The 19,056-nt window shown below is 63.8% G+C and carries 15 protein-coding genes; 9 read left to right on the top strand and 6 right to left on the bottom strand.

Annotated features, from left to right (window positions below):
* Positions 1 to 4: 4 nt before the first annotated feature.
* The 4 genes from MAFF_RS10145 to MAFF_RS10130 all read right to left on the bottom strand — a co-directional run bounded on the left by MAFF_RS10145 (position 5) and on the right by MAFF_RS10130 (position 2,941).
* Positions 5 to 1,153: an amidohydrolase gene (locus MAFF_RS10145; protein ID WP_010910810.1), complete on the bottom strand. Its 1,149-nt coding sequence runs from the start codon at positions 1,151 to 1,153 to the stop codon at positions 5 to 7.
* 122 nt (positions 1,154 to 1,275) lie between these two features.
* Positions 1,276 to 1,857 (bottom strand): cation transporter, encoded by a 582-nt coding sequence (locus tag MAFF_RS10140; RefSeq protein WP_010910809.1) that lies wholly within the window; start codon positions 1,855 to 1,857, stop codon positions 1,276 to 1,278.
* Between the two features lie 61 nt (positions 1,858 to 1,918).
* A complete protein-coding gene (locus MAFF_RS10135; RefSeq protein ID WP_044548217.1) occupies positions 1,919 to 2,374 on the bottom strand; it encodes a hypothetical protein in 456 nt (151 codons plus the stop codon).
* A gap of 123 nt (positions 2,375 to 2,497) precedes the next feature.
* Positions 2,498 to 2,941 (bottom strand): SRPBCC family protein, encoded by a 444-nt coding sequence (locus tag MAFF_RS10130; RefSeq protein ID WP_027044406.1) that lies wholly within the window; start codon positions 2,939 to 2,941, stop codon positions 2,498 to 2,500.
* 298 nt (positions 2,942 to 3,239) lie between these two features.
* Between MAFF_RS10130 and MAFF_RS10125 the strand changes: the two genes are divergently transcribed.
* The 5 genes from MAFF_RS10125 (at position 3,240) to MAFF_RS10110 (ending at position 11,482) form a co-directional block, all read left to right on the top strand.
* Positions 3,240 to 4,100 carry an FAD binding domain-containing protein gene (locus tag MAFF_RS10125; protein WP_010910806.1) on the top strand — a complete coding sequence of 287 codons (861 nt, stop codon included), beginning with the start codon at positions 3,240 to 3,242 and terminating at the stop codon, positions 4,098 to 4,100.
* Positions 4,100 to 4,576 carry a (2Fe-2S)-binding protein gene (locus MAFF_RS10120; RefSeq protein ID WP_010910805.1) on the top strand — a complete coding sequence of 159 codons (477 nt, stop codon included), beginning with the start codon at positions 4,100 to 4,102 and terminating at the stop codon, positions 4,574 to 4,576. Before MAFF_RS10125 ends, MAFF_RS10120 begins: the two co-directional genes overlap by 1 nt.
* A gap of 2 nt (positions 4,577 to 4,578) precedes the next feature.
* Positions 4,579 to 6,843 carry a xanthine dehydrogenase family protein molybdopterin-binding subunit gene (locus tag MAFF_RS10115; protein WP_010910804.1) on the top strand — a complete coding sequence of 755 codons (2,265 nt, stop codon included), beginning with the start codon at positions 4,579 to 4,581 and terminating at the stop codon, positions 6,841 to 6,843.
* Between the two features lie 2 nt (positions 6,844 to 6,845).
* Positions 6,846 to 7,091, top strand: a complete 246-nt coding sequence (locus tag MAFF_RS37605) for a MoaD/ThiS family protein (RefSeq protein ID WP_019859698.1) — start codon at positions 6,846 to 6,848, stop codon at positions 7,089 to 7,091.
* A gap of 380 nt (positions 7,092 to 7,471) precedes the next feature.
* Entirely contained in the window at positions 7,472 to 11,482 is a 4,011-nt protein-coding gene (locus tag MAFF_RS10110; protein WP_157865963.1) for an NACHT domain-containing NTPase, read from the top strand.
* A 124-nt stretch (positions 11,483 to 11,606) separates the two neighbouring features.
* Here the strand turns inward: MAFF_RS10110 and MAFF_RS10105 are convergent, their stop codons facing one another.
* Positions 11,607 to 12,557, bottom strand: a complete 951-nt coding sequence (locus tag MAFF_RS10105) for an ornithine cyclodeaminase family protein (protein ID WP_010910802.1) — start codon at positions 12,555 to 12,557, stop codon at positions 11,607 to 11,609.
* 204 nt (positions 12,558 to 12,761) lie between these two features.
* Between MAFF_RS10105 and MAFF_RS10100 the strand changes: the two genes are divergently transcribed.
* Positions 12,762 to 13,175 carry a DOPA 4,5-dioxygenase family protein gene (locus MAFF_RS10100; RefSeq protein WP_010910801.1) on the top strand — a complete coding sequence of 138 codons (414 nt, stop codon included), beginning with the start codon at positions 12,762 to 12,764 and terminating at the stop codon, positions 13,173 to 13,175.
* Between the two features lie 36 nt (positions 13,176 to 13,211).
* Here the strand turns inward: MAFF_RS10100 and MAFF_RS10095 are convergent, their stop codons facing one another.
* Positions 13,212 to 15,026, bottom strand: coding sequence for a dipeptide ABC transporter ATP-binding protein (locus MAFF_RS10095; protein ID WP_010910800.1), 1,815 nt, complete (start codon positions 15,024 to 15,026; stop codon positions 13,212 to 13,214).
* A gap of 189 nt (positions 15,027 to 15,215) precedes the next feature.
* Here MAFF_RS10095 and MAFF_RS10090 point away from each other — a divergent pair, with 189 nt between their 5' ends.
* Genes MAFF_RS10090 through MAFF_RS10080 form a run of 3 tightly spaced genes read left to right on the top strand, consistent with a single transcriptional unit; the run spans position 15,216 to position 19,051 of the window.
* Positions 15,216 to 16,568: an LLM class flavin-dependent oxidoreductase gene (locus tag MAFF_RS10090; RefSeq protein ID WP_010910799.1), complete on the top strand. Its 1,353-nt coding sequence runs from the start codon at positions 15,216 to 15,218 to the stop codon at positions 16,566 to 16,568.
* 10 nt (positions 16,569 to 16,578) lie between these two features.
* On the top strand, positions 16,579 to 17,352 hold the full coding sequence (locus MAFF_RS10085) for a DUF427 domain-containing protein (protein WP_010910798.1): 774 nt from the start codon (positions 16,579 to 16,581) through the stop codon (positions 17,350 to 17,352).
* Between the two features lie 46 nt (positions 17,353 to 17,398).
* Complete coding sequence (locus MAFF_RS10080) at positions 17,399 to 19,051, top strand: ABC transporter substrate-binding protein (protein WP_010910797.1); 1,653 nt, start codon at positions 17,399 to 17,401, stop codon at positions 19,049 to 19,051.
* The last annotated feature ends 5 nt before the right edge of the window (positions 19,052 to 19,056 follow it).

Here is a 19,056-nt window from a genome sequence, read left to right as displayed (position 1 = left end):
GAATTCACCCCAGCAGGTTGCGCGCCGTGCGCATGAAGATTTTCGAGCCGATCGGGATCAAGTTGTCGGGGAAATCATAGTCCGGATTGTGCAGGGAAGGGTGCCGCTCGCCCGCGCCGAGGAAGAACATCGCCGATGGGGCACTGTGGCCAAACAGGCCGAAATCCTCCGAGGCGCGCATCGGCAAGGCCTCTTCACCATGCACGACGCCTTCTTCGTCGAGCGCGCGCTGCAGGTGCTCCACCGCGTCCGGCGCGTTGACGCTGGCGACGAAGATCTCGTGGTAGTCCCAGCGCGCTGAGAGGCGATGGCGGGCCGCGATCTCGGTGACCAGCGCTTGCGCCGCGGCGCAGAGATCCGCCATGCGCTCGTCGCGACGGGTGCGCAGCGTCGCCCACACCTCGGCATGCGCGGGCGCGATGCCGAACACGGCTTCGCCCATCTCGGCATGGGTGACGGTGACCATGGAAAAATCGTCGTCGGCGAAGGTGGCGCGGCCGAGCGCGGGCAGCGCCGGCATCAGCTCTGAGATCGCCGGCATGGGCGAAATGCCGGTCTCGGGCATGGAGGAATGCGCGGTCTTGCCCTCGAGCACGATGCGCATGCCGCGCGAGGCGCAGTTGACCACGCCGGGCTTGAGCCTGACCTCGCCGAACGGCACGCCGGGCAGATTGTGCAGCGAGAAGGCGAAATCCGGCGCGATCTCGCCATAGCGCGGATCGGCGACGACGCCGGCGGCGCCATTGCCGGTCTCTTCCGCCGGCTGGAACATCAGCACGACGCGGCCGCTGGCCGGGCGCTCGCGCCCCAGCTGGCGGCCAAGCGCGGCCAGGATCGCGGTGTGGCCGTCATGGCCGCACATATGCGACTTCCCCGGCACTTGCGAGGCATGCGGCACGCCGGAGAGCTCCTCGATCGGCAGTGCGTCGAGTTCGGAGCGGAACAGCACGGTCGGCCCGGCCTTGCCGCTGTCATAGACCGCCGCCACGCCATGTCCGCCGAGGCCGGTCAGGACCTTGTCCGGCCCGGTGTCGGCGAGGAAGGAGACGACTTCTTTCGCGGTCTTCTCCTCCTCATTGGAGATTTCCGGCTGCCGGTGCAGCTTGCGCCGCCACTCGGTCAGCTCGACGATATCCCGGTTGGTGAGGGTCATGGTTTCCGCCTCCGTTCGGTCGTATCTCCCATAACATGCCCGGTCGCTCCAGCACGTCGAAACTCGATATGCCACTCGAAATTCCCAGCTGGTTTAGGGTGGCAAGGGCATGAAAGCGCAAGCTACGCTTCGGCCCGGTGTTCTTCCCGCGCCGCTTGCCACACCTCGCGTGCCGCATCGGCATTCATCGCGGCGATACCCAGCCCCACGACCAGATCCGGCCACGCGGAGCGCCACAGAAGAGCCGTAACCAACCCGGCCGCTATGATGGCGATGTTGGCGATGGCGTCATTGCGAGCCGACAGGAAAGCGGCCTTCGTCAGGCTGCCGCCGTGATGACGGTAGGCGGCGAGCATCCAGGCGCAGGAGAGGTTGACGGCGAGCGCGCCGAGTCCCGCCAAGGTCAAGGCGATGGGCTGCGGCGGCACGGGCATGTTGAACTTCTCCCATGCCGTCCAGAGTGTTGCCAGACCCGGCACCAGCAGGATCAGCGCCAGCGCCATGCCCACCTTGGCGCGAGCGCGTAACGACCAGCCGAGTGCGAGCAGGATGAGGAGATTTACCGAGGCATCTTCGAGAAAGTCGACGCTGTCCGCGAACAGGGACACGGACCCGATGGTGAACGCCACAGCGAACTCGATCCCGAAATAGGCGAGATTGAGCAGCGCGACGATGAGGACGATGCGGCGGAGCGGCAGGTTCATCTTCTGACCGTAGCCGAGACCGATATGTGGGGCCACCCGGCTTTGCGGTCCGCAAACGCTGCTAGCGTACGCGATTGGGGCAGAGGGCTTTGAACTGGTCCAGCGTGACATCGTATGACGAGGCGCCGGAGCCGTCGAGCACCACATTGTCATCGATCGATGTGATCAGGTAATCCGTCGTCACCTCAGTGCCCTTGTTGCGGCCCTGGAACAGCATGTTGCCGCCATAGAAGGTGGTGAACTTGCCGGTCTTGCAATTGGCGGTGATCTCGAAGTGCAGGGGCGACTTCATTTCCGCGTCGATGCACTCCTTGGAGAAATCGTGGCCATATTCGCGGCAGTAGACGCCCGCCTTCTGCCTGTTGTGCTTGGCCAGGATGCTGGCGTGCTCGGAGCCGATGCCCGACTTTTTGACGATGGTGAGCTCCATTCCCACCTTGTTGCCGTAGTAGATGGTCCTGGCTTCGGCAGAGGTGGCCAGCAGCAGGGCGGGAAGCACGAGCAGCAGATGTCGCATGGAAACGCCTCCCTTTGGCCGGGAGGATTTCATGCATGCGATCGCACGGTCAAGGCCTCGACGCACAGCCGCCGCCGATGGGCATGTCATCGGCGGCGGCGCTGCGCAGGTTCTGGAGCTGCCTTACTGATTGATCTCCGGCTCGACCAGCTTTGCCAGGTTCCGCAGCGATTCCTGCCAGCCGAGATAGCAGGCCTCGACCGGGATGACGTCGGGGATGCCGGCCTGGGTGATGTCGATTTCGGTGCCGACCGAGACTTTCTTCAGGATCACCGTCACCTGGATCTCGCCGGGCAAATTGGGGTCGTCGAACCTGTCGGTGTAGCGCAGGCGCTCGCCCGGCACGAGTTCGAGATATTCGCCGCCGAAGGCGTGGCTGCCGCCCGTGGTGAAGTTTCGGAACGACATCTTGAACGTGCCGCCGACCTTGGCTTCGAGATGATCGACCGTGCAGGTGAAGCCGTTCGGCGGAAGCCACTTCGCCAGCGCGTCGGCTTCGACGAAGGCGCGATAGACCTTTTCCGGGCTGGTGGTGAGAACGCGGTGCAAACGTACGGTGCCGGGCATATCCTGTCCTTTCATGATGCCTGTTCGATGTCCCAAGGACGAACGGGGTCTGGCCGATCCGACACGGGCGCCTAGATTTTTGTGTACCCGGCCGCGAGCCTGTCTCATCTCTGTGCATGTCGTTGTCCTAAAACCGCTGCGCAGTTTTGGGCGACATGCACTGGCGTAGGCCGATTCAGCTTGATTTGGGACTCGATTTGCGGCGGCTGGACCAATCGTCGCAAATGACGAACCCGATAGCCATTATGAGGAGAGTGTTTATAACGGTCGCTGAAATCGCGATATCCAAGGGGAGACGATGCGCTACATACGTCCGCTTTCAATCGAAGATGCCGTCGGCCAATTGGCCGGATCGGCTGGCACGGCCGCCATTCTGGCCGGAGGCAGCGACCTGCTGGTGAGGATGAAGGGGGGCTTTGTCGAGCCCGACCTGATCGTCGACATCAAGTCGATCGCGGGCCTGAGCGACATCCGCGAAACCGCCGACGGCTTCAGCATTGGTGCCGCCGTCCCCTGCGCCGTGCTGGGCGAGAACGCCGCCTTGAAGAAGGCATGGCCCGGCGTCGTCGAGGCGGCCAAGCTGATCGGCTCCAAGCAGGTGCAGGGACGCTGCACCATCACCGGCAATCTGTGCAACGCCTCGCCGGCGGCGGACAGCGTGCCGGCGCTGGTGGCCGCGGGCGCCAAGGCAGTGATCGCCGGACCCTCGGGCAAACGCACCATCGCCGTTGAGGCCGTGCCGACCGGGCCGGGCAAGACGTCGCTCGCCAAGGGCGAGATCATCGAGGCGATCCTGCTCGACAAGCGCTCGCCGCGCTCGGGCGATGCCTATCTGCGCTTCATTCCGCGCACCGAGATGGACATCGCCGTGGTCAGCGCCGGGGTGAACCTGACGATCGACGAGCATGGCGTCGTCACGGCGGCCCGCGTGGCGCTGGGTGCTGCGGCGCCGACGGTGCTGCTGGTGGAAGAAGCCGCCGAGGCTCTGATCGGCAGGAAGCTCGACGAGGCAGCACTCGAGCGGCTGGCAAAAGTCTGCGCGGGCGCCTGCCGCCCGATCGACGACAAGCGCGGTACCATCGAATTCAGACGCAAAGTTGCGGGCGTGCTGGCCAGGAGAGCCGCCACGACCGCCTACGCACGTGCAGGAGGCAAATAATGGCTGGCATTGCAGTCTCGACGACAATCAACGGCGACAATATCGAGTATCTCTGCCAGCCTGACGAGACGCTGCTCGACGTGCTGCGCGACCGGCTCGGCCTGACCGGCGCCAAGGAAGGCTGCGGCACCGGCGACTGCGGCGCCTGCAGCATCATCCTCGACGACCGGCTGGTCTGCTCCTGCCTGGTGCTGGGCGCCGAGGCCGAAGGCCGGCGCATCGAGACCGTCGAAGGCATGGCGCATGGCGACCAGCTGCACACGCTGCAGCAGAAATTCCTCGAGCACGCGGCCCTGCAATGCGGCATCTGCACGCCGGGTTTCCTGATCGCGGCCAAGGATCTGCTGGCGAAAAACCCCGACCCGACCGAGGAGGAAATCCGCTTCGGCCTCGCCGGCAATCTCTGCCGCTGCACCGGCTATGACAAGATCGTGCGCGCCGTCCAGGACGCCGCAATTGTGATGAAGGGAGCCTGAAGATGAATTTCGATCCGCGTTTTTCCGGGCGTAAATTCGCATCCGTCGGCACGCGCCCCATCCGCCCCGACGGCGTCGACAAGGTGACGGGCCGCGCCCGCTACGGCGCCGACTTCAACATGGCCGGCCAGCTGGTCGGCCGCGTTCTGCGCAGCCCGCATGCGCACGCCAAGATCCTCAAGATCGACACGTCGAAGGCGGAAAAGCTGAACGGCGTGAAGGCGGTGATCACGGCGAAAGACCTGCCCGACCTCACCGATGGCGATGCCGCCATGTACGACATCCTCGACAATTGCATGGCGCGCACCAAGGCGCTCTATGACGGCCATGCGGTGGCCGCGGTCGCCGCGGTCGATGCCCGTACGGCAAGGCAGGCGCTGAAGCTGATCGAGGTCGAGTACGAGATCCTGCCGCATGTCACCGATGTCGACGAGGCGATGCAGCACCACGCGCCGCTGATCAACGACACGATCTTCACCGAGGGGCTGGAGGAAAAGCCGGTAAAACCCTCCAACGTCACCAAGCGCAGCCAGTTCGGCCATGGCGACGTCCATCAGGGCTTTGGGCACGCCGACTTCATCGTCGAGCGCTCCTTCAAGACCGAGCAGACGCACCAGGGCTATATCGAGCCGCATGCCTGCGTGGCGAGCGTCTCGTCCGACGGCACCGCCGACCTCTGGGTCTGCACGCAGGGCCATTTCGTCTACCGCCAGCACTGCGCCCAGCTGCTCGGCATGGAAGCCTCGAAGCTGCGCGTCACCTCGTCGGAGATCGGCGGCGGCTTCGGCGGCAAGACCCATGTCTGGGCCGAGCCGGTGGCGCTTGCCTTGTCACGCAAGGCCGGGCGGCCGGTGAAGCTGGTGATGACCCGCGACGAGGTGTTCCGCGCCTCAGGGCCAACCAGCGCCACCTCGATCGACGTCAAGATCGGCGCCCGCAAGGACGGCACCATCACTGCCGCCGAAGCGACGCTGCGCTACAGCGCCGGCCCCTATGCCGGCTCCTGGGCCGAGATCGGCGCCATGACGGCCTTCGCCTGCTACAAGCTCGATAACGTCAAGACGGTCGGTTACGAAGTGCTGGTCAACCGGCCCAAGACCGCGGCCTATCGCGCGCCCTCCGCACCGATGGCGGCCTTCGCGGTGGAAAGTGCGGTCGACGAGCTCGCCAAGGAGCTCGGCATGGACCCGGTCGACTTCCGCATCAAGAACGCCGCGCAGGAAGGAACACGCTCGTCCTACGGCCCGGTCTATGGCCCGATCGGCATCGGCCCGACGCTGGAAGCGGTGAAGCACCATCCGCACATGAAGGCGCCGCTCAAAAAGAACCAGGGCAGGGGCATGGCCTGCGGCTTCTGGTTCAATTTCGGCGGCCAGACCTGCGTGGACCTCAACATCGGCATGGACGGCTCGGTCTCGCTCGCCGTCGGCACGGTGGACGTGGGCGGTTCCCGCGCGTCGCTGTCGCTGGTGGCGGCGGAGGAGCTCGGTATCGACTATGCCCAGCTCAAGGCGGTGGTCGCCGACACCTCTTCGCTCGGTTATAACGACATGACCGACGGCAGCCGCGGCACCTTCTCCTCCTCCATGGCGACCATCTCGGCCGCCCGCAACGCGATAAAAATCCTGCGCGAGCGCGCCGCGCAGATGTGGGACATTTCCGTCGACGACGTGGTCTGGGAACTGGGCCATGCGGTCGCCAAGGGCGAGAAGCACGGCAATCTCGGCAAACTGTCGCTGAAGGAGATCGCGGCCCAGTCCGGCAAGACCGGCGGGCCGATCGCCGGCCACAGCGAGCTCGTCGCCGACGGCGCCGGCGTCTCCTTCGCCACCCACATATGCGACATCGAGGTCGACCCCGAGACCGGCTCGACCCGGGTGATCCGCTACACGGTGGTGCAGGATGCCGGCAAGGCGGTGCACCCGACCTATGTCGAGGGCCAGTACCAGGGCGGTGCGGCGCAAGGCATCGGCTGGGCGCTCAACGAGGAGTATATTTACGGCAAGGACGGAAGGCTGCAGAACGCCGGCTTCCTCGACTACCGCATCCCGGTGTGCTCCGACCTGCCGATGATCGACACGCAGATCCTGGAAATCCCCAACCCCAACCACCCCTATGGCGTGCGCGGCGTCGGCGAAACCTCGATCGTGCCGCCGCTGGCGGCGATCGCCAACGCGGTGTCGAACGCGGCCGGCGTGCGCATGACCCACATCCCGATGTCGCCGCCACGCATCCTGGCGGCCATCGAAGCGGAACGGGGAGAGTAGATCTGGTCGAAGTCACCCTCTGGGGCGCGCTCGGCCAGCTCGCCGGCGGCAAGAGCAAGGTCGAGGTCGAGGCCAAGGACATCAGGGAACTGTTCAGGAAACTGGCTGAACAGTATCCCGGGTTTGAGCCTTGGATCGATCGTGGGATTGCGGTTGCGATCGACGGGACGATTTATCGGGATACGTGGAGCAAGAAGCTGCCGGAGGGGGCGGAGATTTTTTTGTTGCCGAGGCTGGCGGGGGGGTAGGGGGACGCCTCGCCGACGTTAACTTCAAGGTCTCGAACGTCCTGGATGGGCCGAATCTGAAATGGCTGTCTGGCGACGATTCGTAGTATAATCTGCCGTTTCGCCGCAATGAGGCGAAATCAGTTGTCGAAGGCGTCGAGAGGATCTAACGCTTTGCGTAAGGCCATTCGAGAACATCGCAAAAATTTGTGCTATGGCCGCATTTTTCTGCCACTAACGGGCAGTCAGATCCAATCAAGGAAAGCATAAGACTCCGCGTGGCCCCGCCGTGGCTGCCCCGTGCGTTTACAGAAGAATTTAAAGCCATCAACACTGTTGCTTGACAAGCGGCCCTGCAAACACCGAGCTTGATGCTTTCCTTTGCAAGCATTGTCTCACGAATGACTCGGACTGTCCGTCAAACCAACGCCCCGTATGACAAACCTGAAGAAGCGCGCCCGCGCCTGTTCTCGGACTTCGAGAGCGCGCCGAACATTGTTCTGTTGGGAGATCCGGGAGCCGGAAAATCTTACCTGTTCCGCGAAGCAGCGCACGCGGAAGGCGTGCGGTCAATTACGGCACGGGCATTTCTTGTAACGCCGCCTACAAAGCTCGCTGGCAAAGTGCTTTTTATCGACGGCCTGGATGAACGACGTACTGGGCGCGGCGACCTGGACACGGTCGGCCAGGTCGTCGAGAAGTTGTTCGCCATCGGTCCGGCAAAGGTTCGAATTTCATGCCGGGCTCCGGATTGGCTTGGAGACAGTGATCTGGCTGCGTTTGGTCCTTACTTTGACCAAATGGGCACGCCACCGGTCCTGCTGCTTCAGAAGCTGTCTCATGATGAACAGCGTGCGGTGCTCGCTGCGCAAGGCGTAGAACCGGGTGATGCGGATTCGTTTCTTGTTGAGGCAGAGAGACGGGGCCTCAGTGATTTTCTAGAGAACCCACAGAACCTCATCATGCTGTCGCGTGCGGTGCAAACCGGTTCGTGGCCCAAGACACGCCGGGAACTCTTCGAGCTATCGACCGGGCTCATGCTTCAAGAATTTGACAAGGACCACGCCCGCAAAGGCGTCGGCGTTTTTTCAGCTGCGGAATTGCGCGACGCGGCCGGAGGAATCTGCGCCGCGCGCCTGATCGCTGATGTCGAGGCCATTAGCCTGACTGAGCAGGAAGGAACTCTTGAATCTCCAGGCTATCGGTCCCTTACTTTTCTTGATCCGGCAAAGGCACAAGCGGCGTTAGGCCGAAGGGTTTTCGTCGCTGGCCCCGAGGCCGAAACCGTCGACTATGCCCACCGCACTACGGCCGAATATCTGGCCGCAGCGTTTCTCGCGCAAAAAGTGCGCGACGGGCTGCCATTTGGCCGTGTTATGGCTCTGATGGGCGTTGACGGGCATCCGGCATCGGAGTTGCGCGGCCTCCACGCCTGGCTTGCAATCCATCTTCCTGAACATGCCGATGAACTGATCGAGACGGACCCTTACGGCGTTCTCGCCTACGGCGATGCAGCATCTCTCTCGCCTTCATCCTGTATGGCGCTGCTGCGCTCTCTTGGCCGCCTTTCCAAGTCTGACCCCTGGTTTCGGTCTGGAAACTGGGACGCGCCTCCGATTGGAGCTCTCTCCCGGCCGGACATGGTTGAAGAGTTCCGCGCGATCTTGAACGACCCAGATGCTGGATTCGGCATACGCTCGGTGGTGATTGATGCACTCCGACTAGGCACGCCACACGCTGAGCTGCAGCGCGACCTTGTCTCCGTAATATCCGGGGATGCGCCCTATTCAGAGCGGGTGCATGCGTTGGAAGCGCTACTTCGGCTAGGTGAGGAAGGCAAATCCGCGATCGTTGCGGCTTTCCGGACGCGGCTCGGGAAAACGGCAAACGACCTTCGGCTGCGGGCAGAGATTATAGAGCAGCTCTATGGGAATCCTTTTGGCCATGCTGACGTGGTCCAGCTCGTCAACGATACGTTACAAGGTGAGGAAGACTTCCTTGCGACCGGAACCCTATGGGTACTGGCCGACAGTATTCCGGTTGCCGATCTGCCATCGCTGCTCGACGGTATCGCTACGCCGCAGCAGAACGAATACGGCCAACATAACCGCAGGCATAGTGAAGTCGCGACGTTGTTCACACGCAGCCTTGTGCGCGCGTGGCGTGAGCCCGGCCCGTTTGATGCGGAACGCGCGCTGCGGTGGCTCCACAAGCGTCTGGCATTCGACGACGACAGCCAGGTTCAGGAATTGCGCGATGCGATCATAGAGACACCCGAAAATCTGGAGGCCATGGCAAGCCACTTCTTTGGCACGCTGGTTGCGGATAGCGAACGGTGGCAAAAGTATTCGACATTTCAGCGGAGCACCTTGCAGGCGCTTCCGTCCGGGCCTTTGCTTCGTATCGTTGTAGAGCAACTCACGGCTGCCGAGGACGGCAGCGCAAGACGCGCCTTCTTCTATGAACTCGCATTGACGCTTTGCTACAGGGTGGAACAGCCTCGGGCCGGCGAAATGTTCGGGGCTCTGTATGAACTGGCTGAGCGGGAACCCAGCCTCAAGCCGATTCGCGCAGCCTCGGTGAAGTCGGACTTATATGACGGATATTTCAAAGGACGAAAGGATCGACAGGCCGAAAACGACGCCGCACGCGAGAGCCAGCGCGCGGAGTTTGCGCAGAAGGTCGAGGCCATTCGCAGCGGCGCGGATCTAGGTTGGTTAAACCATCTCGGGAAGATTTACTTCGGTTTGTACAATGATGTTGACCGAAGCCTTGAGCCCCGCGACAGAGTTGCCGCATGGGTTGGCGAAAACCATATCGACAGTGCCCTTGCGGGCCTGCGAGCGGCGTTGTCGCGCAATGATTTGCCGACCTTTGCGGATGTGATGGCTCTTGCAGCGGCCCATAAGCGTCGGGACTGGTGGCACGCGCTCGTCGCCGGACTCAACGAGCGTTGGGCTATTGGGGAAGGATTTGCCGGCCTTACGGATGATTTCTTGAAAGCCATTTTGGTCTTCGACCTTGCGAATCCAGGCTTCGTCAACCGGGATGAAACGGCCACTCAGTTGCATCAGCCTTGGAAAGACGGTTTGGTCAAGCAACACTCCGACTTGGCGCGGGACGCCTATCTTGCATTGGCGCGGCTTCGCCTGTCAGCTGAGGAACTGGGCGTTGATGGGCTGCACGAACTTCTGACCGCAGCGGCATTTGAGCCTTATCGAAAGGATATTGCGCTTGAATTGCTGCGCGATTTCCCAAATGCGAACTTGTTTCGCCTCGGCGACATGCTGGATGCGATTACCAAATTGCCGAATGCGCGCGCGGAGTTTCTGGCGCTCGCTGCAAACGTGGTTTTGGGAACTGCGGCCAACAATGAGCCACGGTATGCAATGTGGTTGGCGGCAGCCTACCTGCTCTCGCCCGCCCAGTTTGCGGATCGGGTTGAGGCGTTTGCGCGCAACCACCCCGCTATCATTTTTCAGCTACGCGACCGGAGCGGCTTTGCGTCGGGAGGGCAGGCAACCGAGACGGCGCTGTCGCTTCCACAACTTGAGTTCATGGCGCGTTTGACCGGCACCCTTTTTCCTGAAGCGCCATATCCTTCGGGTGGATGGAGCGGCGATACGAATGCCTGGGACGCGGCCGAATATTGCCGCAAGCTTTTCGATACGATTTCGGCGCAGCCGACCGAAGCTGCGACACTGGCGCTCGAAAGGCTGGTGGCAAACACGGAATTGGCATCTTACAAGCCGCATATGCTGCACGCCCTTGCTAATCAACGTAAGCGCCGGCGCGATGTGGAATATGACCGTCCGAACTGGCCACGAACTGTAGCTGCGCTGTCGAACGGGCCACCTGCGACCGTTGCCGATCTTCAGGCCCTGGTCATTGACCAGTTGCGAGATCTTAAGAAGCGCATCGAGCGGGAGAACACCGATATCTTTAAACAGTTCTGGAATATCGACGCACACGCAAAACCGGTCGACCCGCGTCCGGAAGAGGCTTGCCGTGACGACCTCCTCACTTTGATGCGGCCACCGCTGCAAGCGCTTGGCATCATTTCTGAGCCTGAAGGGCATATGGTAAGGGACAAACGTGCGGACATTGCCGTGTCGATTGCGGCTCACAAAATTCTTTGCGAGCTGAAGCGCGACAACCATCCCGAATTATGGACGGCGGCAATCGGGCAACTGGACCGTTTTTATACGCCCGATCCGGGAGCAAAAGGCTTCGGCATTTATTGCGTTTTCTGGTTCGGCGACAAACGCAAAGGAGCAATCCCCGCTCCACCGGAAGGATTGAGCCGCCCGACCTCGGCGGATGAATTGGAGCAAATGCTGAAATATCTACTTCCGGAAAACTCCAAAAATCGCATTGCGATTATTGTTATCGACGTGTCCGGCGAAGTCTAGGCTGGCGCCTTGGGAAATTTACCGGGTGGCCTGCATTCTCTTGAACGGTCTGTCGCTTGTTTGCGCGATGATTAACAAATAATTGTGGAATGGATCGCGTGAAAGTACTCCCAGTCTTTCTGTGTCACACCCCCGCTGCCTGAGCCCGCACATACACCAGCCCGGCCACCGCCAGATCCCCAACAGCCATGCCCCGGAACACAAACGCCGTAGCCTCGCCCGGTCCCTCCCGCCCCGCAAAATCACCGCAGACCAGGCCCGTCAGGTCGCCGGCGACCAGCGTGGGGTCGACCAGGGGTTTGGGCATCTTCTTCTCCTGCTCCAGATCGTCGACGACGATGCGGTCGAAGCGGCGCATCGTTTCGGGCAGCCAGGGCAGTGCGAGGTCGGTGATGGCGGTGAAGCTTCCCGGTTTCAGCCAGTTCGCGTCGAGGAACGGTTCGGGTTCCGGCACCAGGGTCACCGTCGACACCACCATGTCGGCGCCCTCCACCGCGGCCCTTGCCGTGTCGCAGGGGATTGCTTCCAGGCCGCGCGACCGCGCCATCTCGCAAAGCGCTTCGCGATTGCTTTTGCCGCGGCCGAACGCGCGGATTTCGCGCAGCGGAAAGAGGTCGGCGAACGCTTCCAGGTGGCCGCGCGCTTGCACCCCGCAGCCGATGAAGGCGACGGACGACGCATCGTGCCTTGCCATGCGCCTGGCGGCGACGGCGCTGAGGCCCGCCGTGCGTTTGGCCGTCACCCAATTGCCGTCGACCAGGGCCAGCGGCAGGCCGGTCTCGGCGTCGAGCAGGGTGATCAGCGAATTGAGCGTGGCCAGCCCGCGCGCGGCGTTGCGCGGGTTCACCACCAGCGACTTGGTGGCCAGCACTGATGGCACGGTGGCGACGCCGAGCGTGGCCATGAAGTAGCGGTCGTCGCCCGGCCACACGGCGGCCTTGGGCGCGCACCAGACTTCGCCCCGCCTCTGGCCGACGATCTGGCGTTCGATCTCGTCGACGATTTCAGGCGTCGAGATCGCCAGGCGATCGAGAACCGCCGACGACAGGTAGGGCAGTGTTTCGGCAGTGTTCATCGTGTCATGTTTCCCCAGGAAAACCGTCAGACTACACGATGCGCGCGGGGCCGAAAGCCTCGCGCCGCGCGCGGCGTGACCGGATGCCTGGCCGATGAGAGCCGCGTCCGGCCGTTACCAATCTTCCCCGACGGGTCGGGTGGCCTTGCTTAAACCCTTGTTCTTGGGCTGAATGGCGGGATACGCCGCGAGGAGGGCATCGAGATGAGCAAGGACAATCCAAGGCCGCTCGCCGAGATCGCCAGCTATCATGCCCATATCTACTTCGATGGACCGGCCGAGCGGCAACATGCCGAATGGCTGCGGCTGCGCATCGGCGAGCGTTTCCGCGTGCGCCTGGGCAATTGGCACGACGGGAAAGTCGGCCCGCATGACCAGGCCATGTACCAGGTCTCCTTCGCCAACGAGATTTTCGGCGCGCTGGTTCCGTGGCTGATGCTGAACCATGGCGGCCTGAGCATCCTCATCCACCCGAACACGGAGAACCCCAAGCGCGACCATCTGGTCGATCCGGTGTGGATCGGCCGGCCGCTGGGGGTGCATGGCGAGGTGCTGCCGGACGAGCATGAGGCGGAAGAGGCGCTGGAGCCGAACACCGAGCCGTCGCTGCCGGCGTAGGGTTTCCTGGGGCGCGGCCGGTTCTTCCGGCCTCGCTCAGCCGGCGCGTTTCCAGCAGGCGATGAAATGGCCTGCTTCGACCTCCGTGGCCACAGGTTCGGCCTGGAGGCAGCCGGCGTCGGCCAGCGGGCAGCGGCCGGCGAAGGCGCAGCCGCCGGGGCCGGTCTCGATGGCGGCTTCGGCCATGGTCGTCGCCTGCCCATCGTTGGAGGAGGACGCCAGCAGCAGCTGCGTGTAGGGATGGTTGGGGCCGGCGAAGATCTGGTCGGAGGAGCCGGTCTCGACCAGGCGGCCGCGATAGAGCACGCCGATGCGGTCGGCCATGTAGCGCACGACCCTGAGATCATGGCTGATGAAGAGATAGGCGGTATCCCCTTTCTTCTGCAGATCGTTGAGCAGGTTGAGCACGGTCGCCTGCACCGAGACGTCGAGCGCCGAGGTCGGCTCGTCCAGCACCACCAGCCTTGGCAGGCCGGCGAAGGCCCGCGCAATGGCCGTGCGCTGGCGTTGGCCGCCGGACAGTGTCCCGGGCTTCTGCTCCGCCGTCGTGCCGGCGAGGCGGACCGAGGCCAGCAGGTCGCCGACGCGCTGCGGCACGGCGCGGCGCGGCAGGCCGGCCAGCCGCCGCAGCGGGCGGCCGAGGATGCGGCCGATGCGCTGGCGCGGGTTGAGCGTGCGGTCGGGCGACTGGAACACCATCTGCACGTCGCGCCGCTCGCCTGGCTGGCGCCGCTCGACCAGCGGCGCCACGGTCTTGCCGAACAGCTCGACCGTGCCCGCCGTCGGCGGCTGCAGGCCGGTGACGATGCGGGCCAGCGTCGACTTGCCGGAGCCGGATTCGCCGATCAGCCCAAAGGTCTCGCCGCCGGCGATGTCGAGGTCGATGCCGTGCAGCACCGGCTGGCCGCCGAAGGATTGTCTTATGCCCCGGCAAGAAAGGGCGATTTCGCGTTGTGACGCGGGCAGGGCGCTTTGCGCTTGCTCCCCGGCCGGCGCGTCGGAAGCGAGATCCACCGGGCTCGCATCCTCGGCCAGCCTGCCGTCGCGCTTGGTGCGGTTGAGCGTCGGAATGGCGGCGACCAGCGCCCTTGTGTAGGCGTGACGCGGATTGTCGAAGACTTCTGTAGCGGCACCGGTTTCGACGATCGAGCCGGATTGCATCACCGAGACCCGGTCGCAGGCGCGGCGGATCAGATTGATGTCGTGGCTGATCAGCAGGATCGAGGTGCGGTGCTCGCGGCGCAGATCGTCGAGGATGGCGATGATCTCGGACTGCACGCTGGCGTCGAGCGCCGTCGTCGGCTCGTCCATCACCAGCAGCGCCGGGTCGAGCGCGATCGCAATGGCGATGTTGGCGCGCTGCTGCATGCCGCCCGACAGTTCGTGCGGATAGAGCCGCAGCACGCGTTCGGGATTGGCGACGCGCACGCGGCCGAGCAGTTGCGCGGCGCGCGCAAACGCATCGTCGTGATGCATCGGGCGATGGCGCAGGATCGTCTCGGTGATCTGGCCGCCAATGGTCATGCTCGGGTTCAGCGCCGAACCGGGATGCTGGTAGACGGCGGCGATGCGGTCGCCGCGCAGCCGACGCAGCTCGTTGGCGGAGAGGTCGCGGATCTCGCGATTTTCGAAGGCCAGTTGCGCGGCTTCGACCCGGGCATGCCTGGGCAAATAGCGCAGCACCGCCAGCGCCACCGAGCTCTTGCCGGAACCGGATTCGCCAACCAGCCCGAGCGCTTCGCCCTGGCCGATCTCGAGCGAGATGTCATCGACCGCGCGGTGCCTGGCTCCGCGATAGGAAACGCTGAGGTGCTCGACGTTCAGAACCGAGGACGACGATGAAGAGGACATGCCCGAAACCACTTTCTGTCCGCGCGGCGATCAGGGGCAATCGCTTCCGCTTTCACATGGAACAATCTCTATAAAATTACTCGAATTAAGCCCGGGCGCAATCTAACTTTCGCTGACTGGACAATTTTCGGGGCACGGCCACAGGCCGCGGCACTGGCGGTTTTCCGCATCCGCAGGGAAGGAACAGAGATGTCGCACATGATCCTCAGCGCGTTCTTCTTCAATCCGCAGGGCGACCACCGCATGGCATGGCGCCACCCCCGCGCGCCCGGCCGCGAAGTGCTCGATTTCGACTATTATCGCGAGCTGGTGCAGGCGGCCGAACGGGCACGCATCGACACCATCTTCGTCGCCGACCACGTGTCGATCTGGGATTCGGTCAAGAGCGGCGTCGCGCACTATGCCAATGCCCGCCTCGAGCCGCTGACGCTTTTGTCGGCGCTGGCCGCCGTGACCAAGCATATCGGCCTGATCACCACGGCGTCGAGCTCCTACAGCGAGCCCTACAACGTGGCGCGCCTGTTCGCCTCGCTCGACCATATCAGCAAGGGCAGGGCGTCGTGGAACGTCGTCACCTCGGCGATGGACGAGGAGGCGCGCAATTTCGGCCGCGACGGCAATATCGAGCACGCCTTCCGCTATGAACGCGCCGGCGAGTTCCTCGATATCGTCAAGGCGCTGTGGGACAGCTGGGAGGACGAGGCGCTGCTCATCGACAAGGAGACTGGCTATTTCGCCGATCCCGACAAGGTCCATCCGATCGACCACAAGGGCAAGCACTTCAAGGTGCGCGGCCCGCTCAACGTGTCGCGGCCGCCGCAGGGCCATCCGCTGATCGTCCAGGCCGGTTCGTCCGAGGACGGCAAGAATTTCGCCACCGCCCATGCCGATGCGCATTTCGCCATCTACAGCACAAGGGAAGACGGCATCAAATACCGCCAGGACATCAATGAGCGGCTTGCACGCCATGGCAGGCGGCCGGAGAGCTTCAAGATCCTGCCCGGCATCCTGCCCATCGTCGCCGCTTCCGAGGCCGAGGGCCGGGACAAGCAGGAATATCTGCAGACGCTTCTCCCAGACCAGGTCGGCATCGACCTGTTGTCGAGCTGGAGCGGCATCGACCTCTCGGCCTATCCGCCGGATGGGCCGCTGCCGCCGCTGCCGGACGAGAGCACCTTCAATGGCGGGCGCACCTCGCTCAACCGCGTCAAGCAATGGTCGAAGCAGAATCTCAGCCTGCGCGACATCGCCCGCAAGCTCGCCAACAGCGGCTCGGTGCCGACGGTCGCCGGCACGCCGAAGCAGATCGCCGACCAGCTCGAAGACTGGTTCGTTTCAGGCGCCGCCGACGGCTTCAACCTGATGTTCCCGCTGCTGCCGGAGGACTGGGTGAATTTCGCCGAACAGGTGGTGCCGGAACTGCAGCGGCGCGGCCTCGTCCCCACCGAATACGCGCCGGGCACCTTGCGCGATCGCCTCGGCCTTGCCCGCCCCGCCAACCGTTTCGCCGAGCAGCGCGCCAATCAGCGCGCCGTGTCCTGAGGAGGCAGCCGTGACCGCAGCGCCTAATCTCCAGCCCCGCGAAGCCACCGCTCCGCGTCTCGTCAATGTGCTGCACAGCCCCAAGCGCGTGCGCGTCAAGTTCGGCGGCCGCACCATCGCCGACAGCCGCAACGTGCTGGTGCTGCGCTCCAACCATTTCCTGCCGATCTATTTCTTCCCGCCGTCCTCGGTCGATGCGTCGGTGCTGAAGCCGTCGCTGCATCGCGAACCGCACGCGGTCGGCGGGGAAACGGCCTATTGGGACATCGACAGCGGCGACAGGCGCGCCGCCAATGCGGCGTGGTCGTTCACGGCGCCCCCGGATGAAAACCTTTCGCCGCTCGCCGGCCGCATCGCCTTTACCTGGAAGGCGGTCGACCAGTGGTTCGAGGAGGAAGAGGAAGTCTTCGTCCACGCCCGCGATCCCTATGCGCGCATCGATGTGCTGCACAGTTCCAGCCATGTGCAGGTCTGGTTCGACGGCGACATCATCGCCGACAGCCACCGGCCGGTGCTGCTGTTCGAAACCCATCTGCCGACGCGTTTCTACCTGCGTCCGGAGGATGTCCGGCTGGAGCGGCTGACGGCGTCGAGCTCGACGACGCGATGTCCCTACAAGGGCATCGCCTCCTACTGGTCGGGCCTGCTGAAGGACGGTTCGGTGCGCCCCGACATTGCCTGGAGCTATCGCGACCCGATCGACGAAATGCCGAAAATCAAAGGGCTGATCGCCTTCTATCCGCAAGCGGTCGACCGCATCCATCTCGACGGCCAGCCGGCCTGACGACGGCTTTTTTCTCCCACATCCTCCAATTGACGAGAGACTGACAATGACGAACCGTTCCGACATCGATCTTTTGCGCAACCAGTCGACGCGCGGCCATACCGGCGACATCTGGAATGTCGCGGTCGACGAATATGCGCAGGGCTTCCTGAAGCGCCGCGACCTGCTGAAATACGCGGCACTTCTGGGCCTCACCGGCTTTGCCGCCTCGCAAGGCCTGTTCACGCCGGGCGCGGCGCGCGCGGCGACAGCTGGCGGCACGGTCCGTGTCGGGCTCGGCCAGCCAACCAAGGCGATCGATCCCGTCACGATCACCGACCCGGCCAGCATCGGCGTGATCAGCCAGGTCGGCGAATATCTGATCCTCGACGATCCCAAGGACGGGCTGCAGCCGAAGCTGGCGCTCTCGTGGGAAGCCGACGAGACGGCCAAGCGCTGGACCTTCAAGCTCAGGCCCGGCGTGAAGTTCCACGACGGCCGCACGGTCACCGCCAAGGATGTGGTGGCAAGCTTCGAGCGGCTGGTCGATCCGGCCAGCGGCTCGTCGGCGCTGTCGGCCTACAAGGGCATTCTCTCCAAGGGCGGCGCCAAGGTCGTCGACGATGAGACCGTCGCCTTCGATCTCGACCAGTCGAACAGCAACTTCCCGTTCTATGTTTCCTCCGACGTCTACAATGCCGTCATCGTGCCCGCCGACTATGCCGGCGATTTCGAGAAGACCTTCAACGGCACGGGTCCGTTCAAGCTGGAGTCCTTCCGCCCCAAGCAAGGCGCGAGCTTCGTGCGCAACCCGGACTATTGGGGCGACAAGGCGCTGCCCGACCGCGTCGAGATCAAGTTCTTCGACGACGAGCAGGCGCAGGTGCTGGCGCTGCAGGCCGGCCAGCTCGACGTCATCCCCTCGACCACGCGGCTGGAGCTGGCGATCGAAGGCAATCCCAACTTCAAGCTGCTCAGCGTGCAGGCCAGCTCGCATGATCCGGCGCATCTGCGGACCGACCAGGCGCCGTTCACCGACAAGCGCGTGCGGCGCGCGCTGGCGCTGACCATCGACCGCGAGGCCGTGGTCAAGGGCCTGCTCAAGGGCCGCGCCGTCGTCGGCAACGACACGCCGTTCGCGCCGATCTTCCCGTCGGCCGATCCGTCGGTGCCGCAGCGCAAGCAGGACATTGCCGAAGCCAAGCGGCTGCTTGGCGAGGCCGGCGTGCCCAACGGCTTCGAGGTGACGCTGACCACCGAACGCGCCTATGACATTCCCGACTACGCCGTGATCATCCAGAACTTCGCCAGGAAGGCCGGCATCGACATCAAGCTCAACGTGCTGCCGCAGGACGCCTATTACGGCTCGGCGACGTTCGGCAGCTCACCGTGGCTGGACTCCAATCTCGGCATCACCGATTTCGGCCATCGCGGCACGCCCGACATCTTCCTCAACGCGACGCTGAAGAGCTCGGGCGCCTGGAACGCGGCGCATTTCAACAACCCGGATTATGACGCGCTGCTCATCGACTATGGCAAGGCCCGCGACCTGCAGGCGCAGCGCGTGGCCGCCGGCAAGATCCAGAATTTGCTGCTCGACGAGACGCCGCTGATCATCAGCTATTTCTCGCAGTACAGCCGCATCGTCTCCGCGAAGGTCGAGGGCGTGCGCTTCACCGCCATCTCGCATCTGCTGCTCGACAAGGTGTCGTTCGTGTGAGCGGC

The sequence above is a fragment of the Mesorhizobium japonicum MAFF 303099 genome (assembly GCF_000009625.1).
GTDB lineage: Bacteria > Pseudomonadota > Alphaproteobacteria > Rhizobiales > Rhizobiaceae > Mesorhizobium > Mesorhizobium japonicum.
The sequence above is the reverse complement of the archived record's forward strand: the minus strand, read 5'-3'. Positions and strand labels throughout refer to the sequence as shown.